General features: G+C 41.0%; 20 protein-coding genes. 3 read left to right on the top strand and 17 right to left on the bottom strand.

The window, feature by feature from the left end:
- Positions 1-7: 7 nt before the first annotated feature.
- From WMO43_RS00450 to hisA, 3 genes are all read right to left on the bottom strand, one after another.
- Positions 8-493 carry an ANTAR domain-containing response regulator gene (locus WMO43_RS00450; RefSeq protein WP_353529326.1) on the bottom strand — a complete coding sequence of 162 codons (486 nt, stop codon included), beginning with the start codon at positions 491-493 and terminating at the stop codon, positions 8-10.
- A 108-nt stretch (positions 494-601) separates the two neighbouring features.
- Positions 602-1,933 carry a type I glutamate--ammonia ligase gene (gene glnA / locus WMO43_RS00445; RefSeq protein ID WP_353529325.1) on the bottom strand — a complete coding sequence of 444 codons (1,332 nt, stop codon included), beginning with the start codon at positions 1,931-1,933 and terminating at the stop codon, positions 602-604.
- Positions 1,926-2,720 carry a phosphoribosylformimino-5-aminoimidazole carboxamide ribotide isomerase gene (hisA, locus tag WMO43_RS00440; protein ID WP_353529323.1) on the bottom strand — a complete coding sequence of 265 codons (795 nt, stop codon included), beginning with the start codon at positions 2,718-2,720 and terminating at the stop codon, positions 1,926-1,928. The genes glnA and hisA overlap by 8 nt, the downstream gene beginning before the upstream one ends.
- A 182-nt stretch (positions 2,721-2,902) precedes the next feature.
- On the opposite strand from hisA, the gene guaB reads away from it, so the two are divergent.
- On the top strand, positions 2,903-4,357 hold the full coding sequence (guaB, locus tag WMO43_RS00435; RefSeq protein ID WP_353529322.1) for an IMP dehydrogenase: 1,455 nt from the start codon (positions 2,903-2,905) through the stop codon (positions 4,355-4,357).
- A 90-nt stretch (positions 4,358-4,447) separates the two neighbouring features.
- On the opposite strand, the gene WMO43_RS00430 is transcribed toward guaB, so the two are convergent.
- The 7 genes from WMO43_RS00430 to WMO43_RS00400 form a co-directional block, all read right to left on the bottom strand.
- Complete coding sequence (locus WMO43_RS00430; protein WP_353529321.1) at positions 4,448-4,873, bottom strand: hypothetical protein; 426 nt, start codon at positions 4,871-4,873, stop codon at positions 4,448-4,450.
- Positions 4,874-4,938: 65 nt separating this feature from the next.
- The gene (locus WMO43_RS00425) at positions 4,939-5,322 is read right to left on the bottom strand and encodes a response regulator (RefSeq protein ID WP_353529320.1); all 384 of its coding nucleotides are present in this window, start codon (positions 5,320-5,322) and stop codon (positions 4,939-4,941) included.
- Positions 5,323-5,398: 76 nt separating this feature from the next.
- Positions 5,399-5,755 carry a SpoVA/SpoVAEb family sporulation membrane protein gene (locus tag WMO43_RS00420; protein ID WP_177962771.1) on the bottom strand — a complete coding sequence of 119 codons (357 nt, stop codon included), beginning with the start codon at positions 5,753-5,755 and terminating at the stop codon, positions 5,399-5,401.
- Positions 5,756-5,797: 42 nt separating this feature from the next.
- Positions 5,798-6,826, bottom strand: coding sequence for a stage V sporulation protein AD (gene spoVAD / locus WMO43_RS00415; protein ID WP_353529318.1), 1,029 nt, complete (start codon positions 6,824-6,826; stop codon positions 5,798-5,800).
- A gap of 70 nt (positions 6,827-6,896) precedes the next feature.
- Positions 6,897-8,036 carry a class I SAM-dependent methyltransferase gene (locus WMO43_RS00410; RefSeq protein WP_353529317.1) on the bottom strand — a complete coding sequence of 380 codons (1,140 nt, stop codon included), beginning with the start codon at positions 8,034-8,036 and terminating at the stop codon, positions 6,897-6,899.
- A 19-nt stretch (positions 8,037-8,055) separates the two neighbouring features.
- Complete coding sequence (locus WMO43_RS00405) at positions 8,056-9,807, bottom strand: methyl-accepting chemotaxis protein (RefSeq protein ID WP_353529316.1); 1,752 nt, start codon at positions 9,805-9,807, stop codon at positions 8,056-8,058.
- 173 nt (positions 9,808-9,980) lie between these two features.
- On the bottom strand, positions 9,981-10,505 hold the full coding sequence (locus WMO43_RS00400) for an adenine phosphoribosyltransferase (RefSeq protein WP_177962775.1): 525 nt from the start codon (positions 10,503-10,505) through the stop codon (positions 9,981-9,983).
- A 167-nt stretch (positions 10,506-10,672) separates the two neighbouring features.
- On the opposite strand from WMO43_RS00400, the gene hydF reads away from it, so the two are divergent.
- Complete coding sequence (gene hydF / locus WMO43_RS00395; RefSeq protein ID WP_353529314.1) at positions 10,673-11,914, top strand: [FeFe] hydrogenase H-cluster maturation GTPase HydF; 1,242 nt, start codon at positions 10,673-10,675, stop codon at positions 11,912-11,914.
- Positions 11,911-12,345: a lyase family protein gene (locus WMO43_RS00390; RefSeq protein WP_353529313.1), complete on the top strand. Its 435-nt coding sequence runs from the start codon at positions 11,911-11,913 to the stop codon at positions 12,343-12,345. The genes hydF and WMO43_RS00390 overlap by 4 nt, the downstream gene beginning before the upstream one ends.
- 161 nt (positions 12,346-12,506) lie before the next feature.
- Here WMO43_RS00390 and WMO43_RS00385 read toward each other — a convergent pair whose 3' ends face one another.
- From WMO43_RS00385 to WMO43_RS00355, 7 genes are all read right to left on the bottom strand, one after another.
- The gene (locus WMO43_RS00385; protein ID WP_353529312.1) at positions 12,507-12,857 is read right to left on the bottom strand and encodes a cupin domain-containing protein; all 351 of its coding nucleotides are present in this window, start codon (positions 12,855-12,857) and stop codon (positions 12,507-12,509) included.
- A 28-nt stretch (positions 12,858-12,885) separates the two neighbouring features.
- Entirely contained in the window at positions 12,886-14,604 is a 1,719-nt protein-coding gene (locus tag WMO43_RS00380) for a methyl-accepting chemotaxis protein (protein WP_353529310.1), read from the bottom strand.
- A 143-nt stretch (positions 14,605-14,747) separates the two neighbouring features.
- Positions 14,748-15,245 carry a CarD family transcriptional regulator gene (locus tag WMO43_RS00375; RefSeq protein ID WP_353529308.1) on the bottom strand — a complete coding sequence of 166 codons (498 nt, stop codon included), beginning with the start codon at positions 15,243-15,245 and terminating at the stop codon, positions 14,748-14,750.
- A gap of 460 nt (positions 15,246-15,705) precedes the next feature.
- The gene (locus WMO43_RS00370) at positions 15,706-15,843 is read right to left on the bottom strand and encodes a cyclic lactone autoinducer peptide (protein ID WP_353529307.1); all 138 of its coding nucleotides are present in this window, start codon (positions 15,841-15,843) and stop codon (positions 15,706-15,708) included.
- A 136-nt stretch (positions 15,844-15,979) separates the two neighbouring features.
- Complete coding sequence (locus WMO43_RS00365) at positions 15,980-16,417, bottom strand: accessory gene regulator B family protein (RefSeq protein WP_353529306.1); 438 nt, start codon at positions 16,415-16,417, stop codon at positions 15,980-15,982.
- Positions 16,418-16,837: 420 nt separating this feature from the next.
- Complete coding sequence (locus tag WMO43_RS00360) at positions 16,838-18,151, bottom strand: sensor histidine kinase (protein WP_353529305.1); 1,314 nt, start codon at positions 18,149-18,151, stop codon at positions 16,838-16,840.
- Complete coding sequence (locus tag WMO43_RS00355) at positions 18,138-18,860, bottom strand: LytR/AlgR family response regulator transcription factor (protein ID WP_353529304.1); 723 nt, start codon at positions 18,858-18,860, stop codon at positions 18,138-18,140. The genes WMO43_RS00360 and WMO43_RS00355 overlap by 14 nt, the downstream gene beginning before the upstream one ends.
- Between the last annotated feature and the right edge of the window lie 53 nt (positions 18,861-18,913).

The following is an 18,913-nucleotide window of genomic DNA, read 5'->3' as shown; positions in this document are numbered from 1 at the left end:
CCTTCTATTATACACTCATCAGACTGAGTACCATCTGTGCGGTCTCCACAATGCTGGTACCGGTGTCCATGCTGCTCTTTTGTATATAACGGTGTGCTTCCTCTTCACTCATCTGGTTCCGTTCCATGAGAAGTTTTTTTGCATTTAATATCAGCTTTTTTTCTTCCTCGGTACGTTCTTTGGGCTGTGCACGCCGTTTCTTTCTCTTCTTTTCATAAGTATACGCCATCATCTCGACGGTCTGCAACAGTTCATGAACTTTTAACGGCATAGAGAGACATACCACATCTGAGACATCCCTATTCATGGTATTACTCTGAGAGCCGACTAACAGCATCTCAAAATTTGCAGGAAGATATGCCTGGAGCTCACTGCACATCATATCGGCAAAACGATATCCGCAGATTAAGATTCCCCCATCTAAGGCATTTACATTCTGCAGCGCCTGACCCCCTGTCGTGCAGACTGCATCCACCTGATAACCACTTTTCATAAGAATGCTTCGGATGCTTTTCGCGTTTTCAATTTTAGGAAAAGCTATTACCACATTCATCTTATCATCCGTTCCTATCCTACTGTGTATATCATCTTCGTTTTCCTGCTAAATTTTATACAGGTACTGCTCAATCTCCCAGTCTGTTACCTGTGATGTGTATTCTGCCCATTCTGTACGTTTTGCGGCAATGTAATTACGGCTGATATGCTCGCCTAAAACTTCTAAAATATATTCGTCTTTTTCTAATTCCTCTACCGCCTCACTTAAAGTTGCCGGAAGTGCTTCGATCCCTTCTGCCTTTTTTTCATCTAAACGCATTTCATATACATTTTTTACCACTGCTGCCGGCGGCATGATCTGTTTACGGATACCGTCTAATCCCGCTGCAAGACATACAGCAAGTGCTAAATATGGATTTGCCGATGGGTCCGGACAGCGAAGCTCCACTCTGGTTCCCTCACCGCGGGCTGCCGGAATACGGATCAACGGACTGCGGTTTGTGGCTGACCAGGCAATATAGATCGGTGCCTCATAGCCCGGTACTAAACGTTTATAAGAATTGACCAGTGGATTTGTGATCGCTGTCATTCCCTTGACATGCTCCATAATTCCTCCGATAAAATAATACGCTTCTTTGCTGAGCTGCATTTGATCGTTTTCATCAAAGAAAATATTTTTTCCATCTTTTTCTAAGGACATATTGATGTGCATGCCGGAACCATTAATCCCATACTTTGGTTTTGGCATAAAACTTGCAAACAGTCCGTGGCGTTTTGCGATCGTTTTCACTGCTAATTTAAAGGTCATGATATTGTCTGCGGTGGCAATTGCTTCATCATATTTAAAATCTATCTCATGCTGTGCCGGTGCGGCTTCATGATGGGAGGCTTCTATCTCAAATCCCATATCCTCTAACGTCAACACCATATCTCTTCTGGCATTTTCACCTAAATCAATCGGTCCAAGGTCAAAATATCCTGCTTTTTCATGAGAAATCGTGGTCGGCTGACCATCATCGTCGGTATGAAATAAGAAAAATTCACACTCCGGTCCTACATTTAAAGTATATCCCATCTCTTTCGCTTCTTCTACCACACGGCGAAGCACATACCGAGGGTCGCCTGCAAACGGCTTGCCATCCGGCCGGTAGACATCACAGATGATACGCGCCACCTTGCCCTGCTGCGGTCTCCATGGAAAAATTGCAAAGGTGTCCAAATCCGGGTAAAGATACATATCGGACTCCTCAATGCGTACAAAGCCTTCGATGGAAGAACCGTCAAACATACAGCCGTTCTCTAAGGCTTTCTCTAACTGATTGCTGGTAATCGCTACATTTTTCATAGTTCCAAACATATCCGTAAACTGCAAACGGATAAATTCCACATCTTCTTCTTCCACTAAACGTATGATATCCTTCTTGGTATACTTACTCATAGCCATTCCTCGCTCTCTCTATATAATCAATTACTTTTTTATATTCCATCGTTCCGCCGAACAAATCCAACGCACTTCCGATTGTCACATTCAGATTACCGTGTCCACAGATATCTAACTGATGCAGATCATCAAAACTTCCCACTCCTCCTGCATAGGTGATTGGGATCTTTCCCCAGTTCCCTAAAAGAGATGCCAGCTCTTTTTCAATGCCGGATGCTTTTCCTTCCACATCCACCGCATGGACTAAGAACTCTGCCGCATAACCGGACAATTCCTCTAAAATCTGCTCTGTTACCCGCTCTTTTGTAAACTTCTGCCAGCGGTCCGTTACTATATAATAGTCATCCTTTTGTTTTCTGCAACTCAGATCCAGCACAAGATGTTCTTTTCCTACCGTCTGTTCTAATTTTTTCAGGTTCTCATAGTTGATCCTTCCATCCTTAAATACATAGGAAGTTACGATCACATGACTTGCACCAAGGTCTAAAAATCCCTTCGCATTCTCTGCCGTGATGCCGCCGCCGATCTGAAAACCACCCGGATATGCCTGCAATGCAAGTTCTGCCTGTGCTTTTGTCGCTTCATAATACTCTGAACCCACCGGATTTAAAAGAATGATATGTCCTCCTTTTAATCCCTGTTCTCGGTACAACTTCGCAAAAAAAGCCGCATCCTGCTCTGCTACAAAATTTTCCTTTGCACGATTTCCCTCATCTAAGAGGCTTCCACCCACAATCTGCTTTACTTTTCCATTGTGGATATCTATGCATGGTCGAAATTCCATCCTGACTCTCCTTTGCATAAAACTCACAAAAAGGATACCACAAAAGTGTACAAAAATAAAGGCAGAATTTCTACATTTTTGATAATTGCGACATTGACTTCCACATTTTTTTTTGCTAGAATTGAAAAAATAATATACATTATCAGACACTTTATATAGTGAAGGAAAGAGAGGAAAATTTCATGGGTACAATTATCGGTGAAGGAATTACATTTGATGACGTTTTGCTGGTTCCTGCATATTCGGAAGTAACTCCAAATATGGTTGATTTATCCACTTATCTTACCAAAAAGGTAAAATTAAACATCCCAATGATGAGTGCAAGTATGGATACTGTAACAGAACACAGAATGGCAATCGCTATGGCAAGACAGGGCGGTATCGGTATTATTCATAAGAATATGTCCATTGAGGCACAGGCAGATGAGGTAGATAAGGTAAAACGTTCCGAAAACGGCGTTATTACTGATCCATTTTCACTTTCTCCAGAACATACATTACAGGATGCGGACAACCTGATGGCAAAATTCCGTATTTCCGGTGTTCCGATCACAGAAGGAACAAAATTAGTCGGTATTATTACCAACCGCGATCTGAAATTTGAAACAGATTTTTCTAAAAAAATCAAAGAATCTATGACTTCAGAGGGACTGATCACTGCTCCTGAAGCCATCACTCTTGAAGAGGCAAAAGCAATCCTTGCCAAAGCAAGAAAAGAAAAATTACCAATCGTTGACAAAGATAATAATTTGAAAGGTTTAATTACCATTAAAGATATTGAAAAGCAGATCAAATATCCGCTTTCCGCCAAAGATGCACAGGGTCGTCTTCTCTGTGGTGCCGGTGTCGGAATCACTGCAAACATGATGGATCGTGTGGATGCATTAGTAAAAGCCCATGTCGATGTCATCGTCGTAGACTCTGCACATGGACATTCTAAGAACATTTTAGAAGCTGTAAAAAATATCAAAAAGACTTATCCTGACTTACAGGTCATTGCAGGAAATGTTGCAACCGGTGAAGCTGTTAAGGCTCTGATCGAAGCCGGTGCTGACGCTGTTAAGATCGGTATCGGACCGGGATCTATCTGTACTACCCGTGTCGTAGCAGGTATCGGTGTTCCACAGATCACTGCAATTATGGATGCATATAAAGTTGCAAAAGAATATAATATCCCGATTATTGCAGACGGTGGTATCAAATATTCCGGAGATATGACAAAAGCAATCGCTGCCGGTGCAAATGTATGTATGATGGGAAGCATTTTTGCCGGATGTGACGAAAGTCCGGGAACTTTTGAATTATATCAGGGTAGAAAATATAAAGTATACCGTGGTATGGGTTCCCTTGCTGCTATGGAAAACGGTTCTAAAGACCGCTACTTCCAGGAAGATGCTAAGAAACTTGTTCCGGAAGGCGTTGAAGGACGTGTTGCTTACAAAGGAAGCGTTGAGGACACAGTCTTCCAGTTAATCGGTGGTTTACGTTCCGGTATGGGTTACTGCGGTGCTCCAAATATCGAAACTTTAAAAGAAACCGGTAAATTTGTAAAAATCAGTGCTGCTTCTTTAAAAGAGAGTCATCCTCATGACATCCACATCACAAAAGAGGCTCCAAACTACAGCATTGACGAGTAATTTTTATTTCTATAAACACTTCTATAAGATAGACCAAGAGCGTGAGCTGTTATACAGCTCACGCCCTTTTTATTCTCCGATGATCATTCCCTAACGATTTGCACGATTGTCATCGGCGTTGTTTTCCTGCATACCACTTCTGGTATTGTTGTCGTTGTTCTGGTTGTTGTTGTCATTATCATCGTTTCCGGTCATATCCTTGGCTGCATCTTTGATGCCCTCGCCAACTTCACCAACTCCGTCTACGACACCTTTTCCAACATCCCCTGCTGCATCACCGACATCTTCCATTGCATCGCCGACTGCATTTCCTGCATTGTCAGTATCATTATCGTTATTGTTCTTGTTCTTGTTCTTGTTGCTGCCTGTTGTTTCATCATTTGCAGCATCGTTTGTTACATTATCCTGCGTACCTGTTGTATCATTTACATTATCGTCATTGTTACCGCAGGCTGTAAACGTACCAAGTGCCATTACCAGCATAGCACCAACTATGATTTTTTTGAATTTTTTCATATCAATACTATCTCCTTTTGTTTTGATAGTACTAATATGTCCTTTATTTTCGTATTTATACGATGTTAACTCTCTTTTTCAAATAAATCGGACAATTTTTTCAAAAGCTTACTGCTGCTGACCGGCTTTACCAAATACTCTTCGGGATTCATTTCCATACACTCTAAGACACGATCCCTGTCCGTGACAGCTGTCATAAAAAACACAGGGATTCCCTGTGTCCGTTCGTCCTCCTGTATCCTGCGAAACACCTCCGGACCATCCATTCCCGGCATCATATAATCTAACAGCACAACATCCGGAATCTGCATCGAAAGAAACTTCAGTGCTTCCTCTCCCGAACGGATACAGTACACTTTATAACTGTCTTTTAAATAAGAACGGATGACTTTTAACACCATCGGGTCATCGTCCACGATCAATATTTTTCTTCTCTCTTCTGTCTGCATTTACGTCCTTCTTTCTTAACCGCTCACTATTATAGCATTATAAGAAAGTCGCGTCAAACGTATTCCGGAACGTGTACTATTTTCTCATTTTCGGTTCGAAGATCCAGGATGCCAAATAGCCAAAGATCAAAGCTGCGGAAATTCCTACGGCACTTGCTTTAAAACCTCCCTGAAACAGTCCCAAAAATCCATTCGCATCTACTGCTTCTTTCACACCTTTCCACAAAACATTGCCAAATCCAAGCAACGGAACACTTGCTCCTGCTCCCGCATATTCCATGAACGGTTCATAGATTCCGACTGCTCCTAACACCGCACCTAAACATACGATCAAAACCATGATCCTTCCCGGCAGCATTTTTGTCTTTTCCATTAAAATCTGGGCAAGAGCACAGATCAATCCGCCTACCCAGAATGCATTGATATAATCCATCCGATAATTCCTCCTCTTTTCCCTTATTTTTCTTTTCTTCTTCTATGCATGTTCTATGACGATCGCATGTGCGATCCCCGGAACACTCTGTCCCTCGTTAAAGCTGACGGTCGATAATAACGCTCCGGTCGGGACAAATAAAATTCTCTTTAATGCTCCCTTTTCTACCTGTTTTAAGAAATGCGCACTTAAGGTTACCGCGGAACAGCCACAACCGGAGCCTCCCGACTGTGTTCCCTGTTCCTCGCAGTCAAAAATCTCGATTCCGCAGTCTGTATGGATCTCTGCTATATCGATTCCTTTTTCACGAAGCAGTTTGATCAGAATCTCTTTTCCGACTTTTCCAAGGTCTCCGGTAATGATCTTGTCATAGTCCTCCGGCTTCCGCTCAAAATCTAACAGATGATGATATATTACATCACAGGCTGCCGGTGCCATGGCTGCCCCCATGTTCATAGAATCCTTAACCCCGTAATCTACGATCTTTCCGGTCGTGATCCCTGTGATCCTTGCCTTGCTCCTTGTGGTGCTAAGTACAAAGGCACCACTTCCGGTAACCGTCCAGGTAGCTGATAGTGGTCTTTGATTGGCATACTCCAGGGGAAATCGAAACTGTTTCTCCGCACTCGCAAAATGACTTGAAGTTAATGTCAGAACATTTTTGGCATATCCTGCCGCCACACACATCGCACCTAACGCCATGGATTCTCCTGCCGTAGAACACGCACCATATAGTCCAAAGAGCGGGATTTCATAGTCCATCAGACCAAATGAGGTGGCAATATTCTGTCCTAATAAATCTCCCGCAAAAATATATCGGATATCCTTTGCTTCTAATCCTGCTTTTCCTAACGCTAACGCCACTGCGTCCTTTTGCAGTGTACTTTCCGCATCTTCCCAGTTGTCTGCACCAAATTTATCGTCCTCGCAGATCACATCAAATTCTTTTCCCAATGGGCCTTCGCCCTCCTTCTTTCCCACAACATTTCCACTTGCAAGAATGTAAGGCGGTTTTTGAAATGAAAGACTCTGCGAACCTTTTATCTGTGAAAAAAAATCTTTTTGTTCCATAAAAAAACCTCCCAAACTTTTTGATAGTATGAGAGATTTTTTCCAATTTTATTCTAATTGTATTTTTCTTTTAAATGTATGACGCTTCTTTTAAAAGCTGATAAAACGTCGGCTGTAAATGATATTCCTGCATCAGACGCTCCACTTCCCGGATACGCTTTTCTTTCTGATCTTTAGACACTGGTTTTTTCTTTGCACGGATCAATAGATTCTTTGGCGTATGTGCAAAATCCACAAATTCCAAGATATCTGTCTTATAACCACATGCCTCTAACAGATTTGCACGGATCGCATCGGTCATCAACGCTGCTGTCCGTTCTTTAATCAGACCATAACGGGTCAGTATCGAATAGTCCTCACTCTGTATCTGGCTGTTCAATTCATGCTGACAACACGGTACGGAAAAGATCATTTCCGTATTCCATCGCACGGCATGATATAACGCATGATCGGTTGCCGTATCGCAGGCATGCAGTGTAATTACCATATCCACCTGTTCATTACTCTGATATCCGCAGATGTCACCCAATTCAAAATGAAGATTTTCGTAACCATACTTCTTAGCTGCAAGGTTACATTTTTCGATCACATCTTCTTTTAAATCCAGTCCGGTCATATGCACCGGAATCTTACGGATGTTTGTAAAATAGTGATATAAAATAAAGGTCAGATAGGATTTTCCACATCCAAAATCAATGATATTCAAATATGTCAGTTCCCTGTTCTTTACGGCATCGTCCACAAGTTCTACAAAACGGTTGATCTGTCGATACTTATCGTACATGCTGTGTACGATCTTTCCTTCTTTTGTGAAGATTCCCATATCGACTAAAGGCTCTATCATTTCGCCTTCCGGGATCAGATATTTCTTCTTCCGGTTATGCCCGGTCTGCTCCTTTGGTGCCGTCTTTGTACAGTTCTTTTCGATGATATGCACCTTGCCTTTTTTCGAGATCATCATCTGATATTCCACTTTGGCATTCCATACATTCATCTGGAAAAAATGTGTACCAAGTTCCTGCAGCAGATAGACCTCTAATTCTTCTTTATCAAGATTCTCATGGAACACCTGCTTTTGCGTATACTTTTCAATCTGATAATTCTTTTCTTTTTTTAAAATCTGAACTTTACGATATTCACAGTTCTTTGCCTTACTGAGTATTAACTTGTAAGGCAAAGACTGTAAGATGTCATGAATCTGTTCCTGCACTCCCTGACTCCTTTTTGAATTAGTCATCAATCCGGAAGAATGCGATCTCTTCTTCTAACTGTCTGGATAAATCTGTCAGGTTCTTGGATGCTTCTGCTAACAGGTTCATCGTTGCATTCAATTCTTCCATGGAAGCTGTTGTCTGCTGTGTACTTGCTGCATATTCTTCAGAAATTGCTGACAGGTTCTGGATGATATCTGCCACTTTCTTTCTTGCTACAAAATAGGAATCTGTGTGGCTCTTAATTACTTCCATATCGTCTTTGGAAGTGGTGATTCCCTTGCTGACTCTTACGAATTTTTCTCTGGTCTGGTTCAGTTTTTCCTGCTGCTCTGCGACAAGTACATTGACACTCTCCATAACCTCAACGCTCTTTTCAGATTCTTCTAACAGATTGTCGATTGTCTGACGGATCTGCTCTGCGGAGGTGTTGGACTGATCTGCTAATTTTCCAATCTCATCAGCTACAACGGCAAAACCTTTTCCTGCCTCTCCTGCCCTTGCTGCTTCAATCGATGCATTCAGTGCCAACAGACTGGTCTGCTCTGCGATCGCTGTGATGATCTTCGTTGCTTCTCCGATCTCCTGTACGGAATCGTTGGTCGCTTTAATCTGATTTCCGATATGTTCAATGGCTTTTGTTGTCTTATCGTTGGATACGGTAAGCTGCTCAATAATGTTCGTGGACTCATCGCCGGCATTTTTCATCTCATTGGAGGTCTCGTCTAAGGTCTCCACACCATCTACGATCTCACCTACAACTTTACCCATATCTCCTACATAAACGGTTGCCTCTTCCACATCTTCTGCCTGGGATACCGCGCCCTTGGAGATATCCTCTACTGCACGGCTGATCTCACCTGCTGCAAGGTTACTCTGCTGTGCCATATGGTTCAGTTCCTCACCGGAACCTAACAATACTTCTGATGAGTTCTTGATATTGCTGATGATATGGATCAGCTTCTTCTGCAATGCTTCAAACGCTCTTGCCATTTCTCCTACTTCGTCTTTTCTGGTCAAGAAACGATCCTCTAACTTGAAGTTCACTTTTCCGTGTGACAGTCCGACTAATGCTTCCTCTGTATGCTTGATCGCACCTGCAAGAGATTTTGATACGATCGTTGTTGTGATCAATGTAATGATCAACAGTACGACTGCTACAACTACAATGATCATGATACGGCTTTGTGTATAATCATCAATCTCGGAACGAGGGTTCACAATGCTGATCACTCCGACAACAGTTCCATCCGTGTTCTTAACCGGAAGAGAATAGCTGTAATATTCTACTCCGTTGATCTTTGTATCATTGTCTTTGTATTCTTTTCCACCTTTCAGAACTTTATCAATGATGACTTGATCCTTTATCTTCTGTCCGATGATCCTCTCCCCGTTTTTTCCTTTCATTGTTGTGATCTCAATCTTATCCCCGTAAGTTAAAAGCATATCATAACCTGATTTTTCAACGAGCATATCCATCATCTCATTGGTCTTTGTCAGGTCAGCCGGTCCTTTGTATAAGACTCCTGTCTTTTCATCTAACTTAAAATCTCCCTGATATACGATATTGTAGGCAGACTGCACGCTTCCCGCCATTCCTGCCATTCCCTGGTACTGGGTCGTACGCATGCTGTCTCTCATGTCTTTTGCGGAAATAAAGGTCAGAATAATAAGGATCGCTATAATTGGTACCATGGTAATCCCTATCAGACGCGCTGTTACTCCAATACCGGATATTCTGTTTTCCCCTTGTCCTTCTTTCTTGCCCATGTTTTCTCCTTTCCAGCCATATCGGTCATACTGCCTCATTACAACTGTTTTTGCCTAACCATGTCGACAATTCCTGTATTTTGTCTTATTATACCATAATCTGTACTATCTCACAAGAAATGGAGGTGAAAAAAGAGACTGTGTTTGATCAAACCCCAGCCTCTTCTCTCTTCTTATTTTCCTTCATAACAGATGACAGATTCTACGTCATACTCTTTCAGTCTCTCTCTTCCTTTTAAGCCTGCTAACTCCATTAAGAAAATAATCTTTACTACTTCGCCGCCTAATTCTTCCACTAATTTTGCGGCAGCCTCCATTGTACCTCCGGTTGCGATCAGGTCATCGACTAAGACAACTTTCTGTCCCGGTTTGATGGCATCTTTGTGCATCTCGATCGTTGCTTTTCCATACTCAAGATCGTACTCTTTTTCTACGGTCTCACATGGCAGCTTTCCTTTTTTTCTTACCAGTACAAATGGTTTATGAAGATTATATGCGATCGGCATGCCGAAAATAAATCCTCTCGACTCTGCTCCTGCAAGTACATCAAACTCCGTATCCGCGAGCAGTTCCTGCATCTTGTCGATCGCCATATGTAATCCGTCTGCATCCTGCAATACGCTGGTCACATCCCTGAATATAATTCCCGGTTCCGGAAAATCCGGAATACTGCGGACGTAATCCTCCATTTTTTTCATGTAAATATTCCACCCTTCTGTTTTCTCTGGTACTCTACCATTCATATCCGAAACTAATAGTATCATTATTTTTCACAAAAAGCAAACCAAATGCACACATTGACAAGGTTCCGGAAACAAACTAGAATAAAAAGAACAAAAAATGATGTGTTTGAGGAGGAATACTTATGCAAATGAATCAGACCCCATCTTCTGAACGTGTCCATATCGGCTTTTTCGGACGGCGGAATGCCGGAAAATCCAGTGTCTTAAATGCCGTGACCGGACAGGATCTGGCCGTTGTTTCAGACGTAAAGGGAACCACCACCGATCCGGTGCAAAAATCCATGGAGCTGCTCCCATTAGGACCTGTCGTTGTCATTGACACTCCGGGAATTGATGATGAAGGAGAGCTTGGTGCTTTGCGCGTAAAGAAAAGTTATCAGGTGCTAAATAAATCGGATGCCGCTGTCTTAGTAGTCGATGCATCTCTCGGACTCTGCGAAGAGGACTTTGCTTTTATTGAGCATATCCAAAAAAAGCAGATTCCTTATGCCGTGGCATTTAACAAATCCGACCTTGCTCCGTCTGCTTCACTTGCAAAAGACCTTCAATATTTAAAAGAACATCAGATTGATTTTGTATCCGTCAGTACGGCTGATCTTTCCGGAATCGATACCCTCAAAGAAAAGATCGCAACTCTTGCTAAAACAGAGGATACCAAACTTCGGATCGTTGCTGACCTGATCCATCCTTCTGATTTTGTGGTTTTAGTCGTGCCGATCGACAAGGCTGCTCCAAAGGGCAGACTGATCCTGCCGCAGCAGCAGACGATCCGTGATATCTTAGAGGCAGATGCAACTGCCATTGTCGTCAAAGAATATGAACTTCGTGACACCTTAGCTCACTTAGGCAAAAAACCGCGTCTTGTCATTACCGACAGTCAGGTCTTTGCAAAAGTATCTGCCGACACTCCGGCAGATATTATGTTAACTTCGTTTTCTATCCTCTTTGCAAGATATAAAGGAAATCTGCCGGCACTGATCAAAGGTGTCACTGCACTAGAGCAGATTGAGGACGGAGATAAAATTTTAGTTTCCGAAGGCTGCACTCATCACAGACAGTGTGACGATATCGGCAGTGTCAAGCTGCCCCGCTGGATCCGGCAGTATACCGGAAAAGAACCGGAATTTGTCTTTGCCTCCGGCACGGAATTTCCGGCAGATCTCTCACCTTATAAGATGATCGTGCATTGCGGCGGCTGTATGTTAAATGAGCGTGAAATGAAATACCGCCTTGCCTGTGCAAAGGATCAGAATATCCCTATGACCAATTACGGTATCCTGATTGCCTATATCCAGGGCATCTTAAAGCGGAGCGTTGAACCGTTTCCTGCAGTATCTATGATGCTTACGGAGGAACCGTCATGAGAACAGAACATGATATGTTAGGAACACGCAGCCTTTCCGATGATACTCTTTACGGATTACAGACGCTTCGTGCCAAAGAAAATTTTATTACTTCCTATCATACTACAAATCTTTCCCTGATCTACGCCATGGTGCAGGTAAAAAAAGCGGCTGCCTTATCTTACCGGGAACTGCACCCGGAGGAATCCCAAAAATGGGATGCTATCCTCTGCGCCTGCGACCGGATCCTAGCCGGGGATGTGGATGATGCTTTTTGTACCAGTGCCTTACAGGGAGGTGCCGGCACTTCCACAAATATGAATGTCAATGAGGTCATTGCTAATCTTGCGTTGACTGTCTTAGGACAGGCTCCGGGAAATTATGATACGATTCACCCTTTAGACGATGTGAACCGCGGACAGTCTTTTAGAAAGTTTAGAACTACTCCGTGACACCGTAATACTTTTTCAAAAAAATTGTATTGATGGGATTCTTGCAGATGAACAATCCTGCTTAGAGACATTAAAATGCTCCCGGATAGATCTCTACCACAGGAGCACTGAAATCGGATATGATAAAGCAGAAGAACAGTATTATCAGGCAAAGTCAGGTACTACACCTGAATGATCACTGCCATTAACTCTAAATCTTCACTTGGCGATGCATTTGCAATGCTGTGTCTGCCACCGCTTTTGCAGATGCAGACATCGCCTGTTTCTACCGTACTGCTTTCGCCGTTGTCATTATATTCCGCTGTTCCGTGAAGTACCGTAATGATCTCTTCTTCTCCGATATGCTCATGCATTCCGAGGGAACAGCCCGGTTTTAAGATCAAACGTGCAATGACATTTGCATCACTCTCATATTCTCCCTGTACCACGGACGGGATCACTTCTACGGTTCCATCTCCGCCTTTCATGTGTTCATTAAAAATATGTGTAATCTCTGGATATTTTTTTACCACTGTATTTCCTCCACTTTGATCATCATTTCTAAATCGTAAAGAATGACATATCCTTCTCTAAATCCTCGGATAAGCCCTGCAATTCTTTTGCTGCCACAGACCACTGACGGATTGCCTCATTCAGACCTGCCATAGATGCTGTCGTCTGTTCTGTACTTGCTGCATTTTCCTGTGAAATTGCTGATAAATTCTGAACTGCATCAATAATTCTGGATCTTGACTGATCACATATCTGCGTATGACTCTGGATTGCCTCTGTCTCGCTTCTGGATGCATTGACTCCGTCTGCTACGGATACAAATTTTGTCTTTGTCTCTTCTAATTTTTCCTGCTGCTGTGCAACGATATCTTCTACTTCATGCATGACGTTTACCGTTTGTTCTGCCTCACTTAACAAATCGCGGATGATGTCTTTGATCTTTTCCGCCGAGTCATTCGACTGTTCTGCTAATTTCTGGATCTCGGATGCTACTACTGCAAATCCTTTTCCATGCTCTCCGGCTCTTGCCGCTTCAATACTTGCATTTAACGCTAACAGGCTTGTCTGACTCGCGATCGAAGTGATCAGTTCTACTGCTGCATGGATCATCTGTACAGAATCGTTCGTTGCTTCAATCTGTCTTCCGATACGGTTGATCGCCTGTGTCGTCCTGTCATTGGATTCGGAAAGCTGACGGATAATGACAGAAGACTCATCACTGGCATTTTTCATTTTCGCAGATGTATCATCCAAACCATCCACACTGCTTACAATCTCTTCAATGACATGTCCCATCTCTCCGATATGTACCGATGCTTCTTCAATCTCTTCTGCCTGTGAGACTGCACCCTTGGATAAATCCTCTATGACCTTACTCATTTCGTTCGTTGTTGCACTGGAGTTTTCTGCCATCTGACTTAGAGATTCTCCCGATGCATTCAGTATTCCTGAAGATTTTTTGATATCACTGATGATCTCAAAAAGCTCCTGTTTTAACTTTTCGACGGAACGTGCCATATCACCGATTTCATCGTTTCGCCCTAACAGCTTTTCTTCCACATCCAGGGTCAGATTACCGTCTGCTAACGCACCGATTACCTTTTCTGTTCCACGCACGCTGACCGCTACGGATCTTGAGGTGATCCATGCTGCGATCGATGCCATTGCCATAATGATCAGTGCCATAAGAAATACGGCGCTTGACTTGCTTTTGATAAAGGCATTAATATCTTTGCTCTCTCTTCCGACAAACACCATTCCTATGATACTGTCATCCGAATTCTTTACCGGCACATAATATCCGTAGTATGGTCTTTCATTGATCACAATACCCGTATCTGAGTATTCTTTTCCATTTTTTAAGACTTTATCCGTAACTTCTTTAGATGCTGTGGTTCCTATCAGTCGATCCCCTGTTTTTTTATCCTTTAAGGAAGTCAACACACGGGTATCCCCATAGAAAAAAGTAACATCTACATCTGTCTTGTTCTTGATATAATCTGCTAACTCATTGTTATCAGAAATCTTGTACTCTCCTCTGTAAACATTGCCTTTTGCATCCTGCTTAAAATCACCGTCTGCTACGTTTTCAAACATCTCTAAGACTGCATAATCCGTTGCACGCATTCCGTCCAACGTAGTCTTTTGCATTCCCCTGTGCATGTTCCACCCGGAATAAAGTGTCATTGCAATTCCAAGCAACAGGCATGGCGGGATCACCATCAGTAACAGGCGCACCATGATAGACATTTTTCTTTTTCTTTCCATTGTACCTAGTCCTCTCTTAAAATATAACGAAAAACTTTATCACTTATTAAACATGTACATAATTATAACATAGAACTTATTCTCTTTGGCACTTTTTTCACATTCTTTTGCAATTTTTTGACACTTATATTTTTTTGTACATTTTACGCGATTCTTTTCTCAATATAGGAACTAACCTTGTCCTTTTCAATTCCAAGAGCAATCGCAAGCTCTCCGTACAAATGCTCTTCTGCCAGCTTGAAATAACGCTCATCTCCGGCAGTCACTTTTTTCCCCTGTGCCTTACGCTCCTGCTTTTTCTCGTATATTGTCTTGATCACACGAACGAGTTCTTCACAATCTCCGGTTTTTAATGCCTCTTTGAATACAGTGTCCCTGTTCTTTTCATTCTGTATCTCAAATACCTGCATTTCCTGCATATGGTCTATCAGGTCACATGCTTCTTTTTTACTGATCACGGGACGCATGACTACTTTGTGGTTGTCCACCGGTGTAAACAAACGGCTCTTTTTTTCATAAACCGGCACTAACGTATAATACATTTTATCATCCGGAACACCCTGTAATTCCATGCTTCCGATATGCTCTACCTGACATACACCATTGCTTCCATAAATTATGAAATCTCCTTCTTTAAACATTGCCTCTCCTTTCTTCCACAAAAAAACCGCCGCACTCTCTTTCGTAAGTGAAACGGATTTTATTATAACATTTAAAAACAAAAACTGCTCTCTATTGCTCTCATATCAGGTATTATACCACATTTTTCCTGTTTTTAAAAGTTATTTTGAAAATCGGGTTCCCGGCAAATGTTCCCGCAAATAAGACGGAAGCCATTGCTGGCTTCCGTCGGATGCTGGTAATATATAGAAACATAAATACATCTCCATGAATTTCAATCGCTATTGTCCTGTGTCCTTTATATTCGGTCTGGGCTTACCTCATATTTGGACATTTATTAATGGATTGATCGTAATAGGTTGCAGTTGTACTGATGCAGAAAAAAGCATTGAAATTCATGGGTATACCTTCATGTTCTGCTTGCTTTCCTGCCGCCTTATGTACTAAAGTTGTTCCATTTCGCGGCAGGAGTCTTTTATCTTATTTGTTGAATTTGTCTAAGCCTTTTGGCTCTTTTGGCTGGTAGCAGTAAAATACAGATGCTTTATTTGCTGTAGATACAGCTGCTTTTGCTCCTGCTTTTTTTACCATCTCTCCGAAAAGATTCTGTTTCTTCATGGCTCATTGCTCCTCCCTTCACCTGGTATTATCATCAACATTACGACTTCTAATACCGTCAGCGCTAAGGCAATTGCTATCTTAGTTAACGAAAAAGTAAGTAGTAATATTAAGATTCCATATAACATGCCTAGTCCTAATGCACATCTTCTGTTCCTCTCTTTTTTTCATTCGTTAACTTCTTATTCTGATGCTCCACTGGTGCACATTGGTAAATCACCAACTCACTTACAACAGCAATTGCAATGGTCAATGCTTCACATTGTTTAATGATTGCCTCTGTGTATGTTCCAACTATCACTATTCCCCAAAGAATAACTGTAAGTAAATTACACTGCCACGTCTTTGATGCATGATAGCCTCCACAGTAGCTGCGCAATGTAGTAAATACTACTACAAATACCAAGGTTGCAACGAACTGATGAATGATCGCACCTACCATTAGTAACAGAAAAGTTTTTCCGATATTATCAATGAGTATTTCATAACCATATGAATAAATCTCTTTTTCTTCTTCACTGATATAATCTTTCCGGTATAAGGAGTCCGCTACCTTTTCTGCAACTTTAGACATTGCCTCACATCCTTCTTCTACATCTTAACAACTCTGACTATTTTTGCAATACCTATGGCACCAATGACATTTTTCTGGCATGAATTACCGTTTTTTCTCTGTTTTTATACCTTTTATGTACTTTTTATCCCTATCCTCTAGAACAAAAGAGAATGCATACTCTGTGACCCCTTCACAAAATATACATTCTCTTTTGTTTTGCTGCTATGTCATATTCCCCGTTTCTTCAAATGAAGTTTTATCCTTAGGTTTCCGATTCTATTACATAGACTGATGCTATTTTATCCGTTCATTTCCCAAAAGCTGCATAACATTTCATAACATCTTTTATCATATTCCTTTTTTTCACTTTTTCAATACTTCTGGCATGAACCGTCTTTTTTAGGCATGAATTGTTGTTTTTTGTCGAGAATAATCGGATTATACGCAAATCTTTTCTGCTTTGCAGGGAATCCATACATGTGATATAAAATAATTATTTTCTTCAAAAATTTCCATATCTCCCTCTTCTCTGCGAACCAGTTCTTTGACACTCTCTATCCCAATCCCATGTCCCTGTTTTTCCTTTTTTGTTGTTTTTAACTCTGGATTTTCTCCCAAAACAGATTTCAAAATATAGTTTTCCACAATGATATTGACCATCTCTTTATAAATGAACATTTTTAAACGGATTTCCTTTTTACTCTCCTGCTGTATTTCCGCTTCAATGGCATTATCTAAGAGATTTGATAATAAAATCGCAATATTACTTTCATTTTCCCAATGAAATTCTCCTGTAATCTGCACTTCTAAAGATATTTTGTTCTTCTTGCAAAGGGCTGCCTTTTGATTAATAACTGCATTCACCATTCTGCAGTCCATATAAAACACATTTTCTGCTTCTAACTCTGTCTCTAAAATCCTCTGCATCTCTTTCATAACAACTTCTGTTTCACCATCTCTTAGCAATTGCAAATATGTCGTAAAATAGTGTTTCATGTCATGACGCATTTTTCTTGTATTCTGATACAATAATTCTGTATTATGAATCTGACTTTCCTGTTGTTCTAACTGCACTTTTAAAACTTCATTTTCCAATTCACATCTGTTCTGATAGTTCATTCTCCGGATCAACCAGAACATAAAGCTATTGATCACTAACAACAGCATTGTCAATATAAAGAAAATCAGCTGTTCTCTAAAAGTCATTTCAACGGTTCCGACTATTTTAAAGGTAAGCACTGCAACAATAAAAAACGTAATATATAAGATTGCTCCAAAAATATACTCTTCTTTTTTGAAATAATGCTTTTTACTAAATGTTCTTTCTGCTATCACAAACGTCAAAATCACTGTGACCTTACTGATGCACAATACAAGGATTCTAAGAATACCATTCCCTGAGATGAGCACTTCCATAGGACTTTTGCTCAACACGGAAATCAGCTGTATGACCATAATATTTACAAATGCCAACATGATATACAGGATCAGAGATACAATTAATTTTTCAATACTATTTCCCTGCAAGTAAATCATTGAAAAACTGATAACGATTAATATTACTGCAATGCTTTGTAAATTAAACATTTCTCCCATAAAATGACTTGGAATAAATAAAATTACAAACCATACTACATACTTCCACCATTCGATTGGCTTCTTTTTTCCAAAGTGACTTGTCAAAAACCACAGTACCAATACATTGTCAATAGCAGTTGCTACAATTTCCGCGACCTCACTAACTATTTGCATATGCAAAACTCCTCAGATATATCATTTGTTTCTTTTTCACTTCCTGTGCCTTATCTCTGCTGACAGAAAGGATTTCTCCATTGTCCAGTTCTACCTCATTTGCACGGACCATCTTCATATAACGCACATTTACCAGATAACTTCTATGCGTCTGCACAAAACCATAGTTACTCATCCACTTTTCTAAATTTGAGATTTTTCCCCGCATCTCACACTCGCCATCAACATGTCTGATCCGCAGATAATGTTTACAGCTTTCAATATACAATATATTTTTTAATGCAAGGATTTCTGTTCCATTCTTTGTCTGAACTTCCCACATTTTCTCATCTTTTTCTAATTTATTAATCACATGACAAATTGCCTCATCTAATTCCTGATCCAGCTTTTCCTTCCGTATAAAACGAAATGGCTGGTAATGTATTGCCTGAAATACCAGATCATCTCTGTTTGTCACAAAGATCACATTGGTATTCATATTACTGCTAAAAATCTGTTCCGCCAGTTCCATTCCTGAGATTTCCGGCATATCAATATCCAGCAACAATATTTCCGGTGCTTTTTTCTGCATTGCCTGAAACATTTCTATTCCATTATAGAATATCTGTATCTCATAACTTTGGCCCTGTTCCTTCAAACATGTTTCTACACGTTTTTCTAATACTTCTGTAAACCTTTTTTCATCATCACAAATAAATATATGATACATTTCTCAAACCTTTTCCTCACCTATATGTTCCCTCTGTTTTTCTCCACATAAAG

The organism is Maccoyibacter intestinihominis (assembly GCF_040096355.1).
GTDB lineage: Bacteria > Bacillota > Clostridia > Lachnospirales > Lachnospiraceae > Maccoyibacter > Maccoyibacter intestinihominis.
The sequence above is the reverse complement of the archived record's forward strand: the minus strand, read 5'-3'. Positions and strand labels throughout refer to the sequence as shown.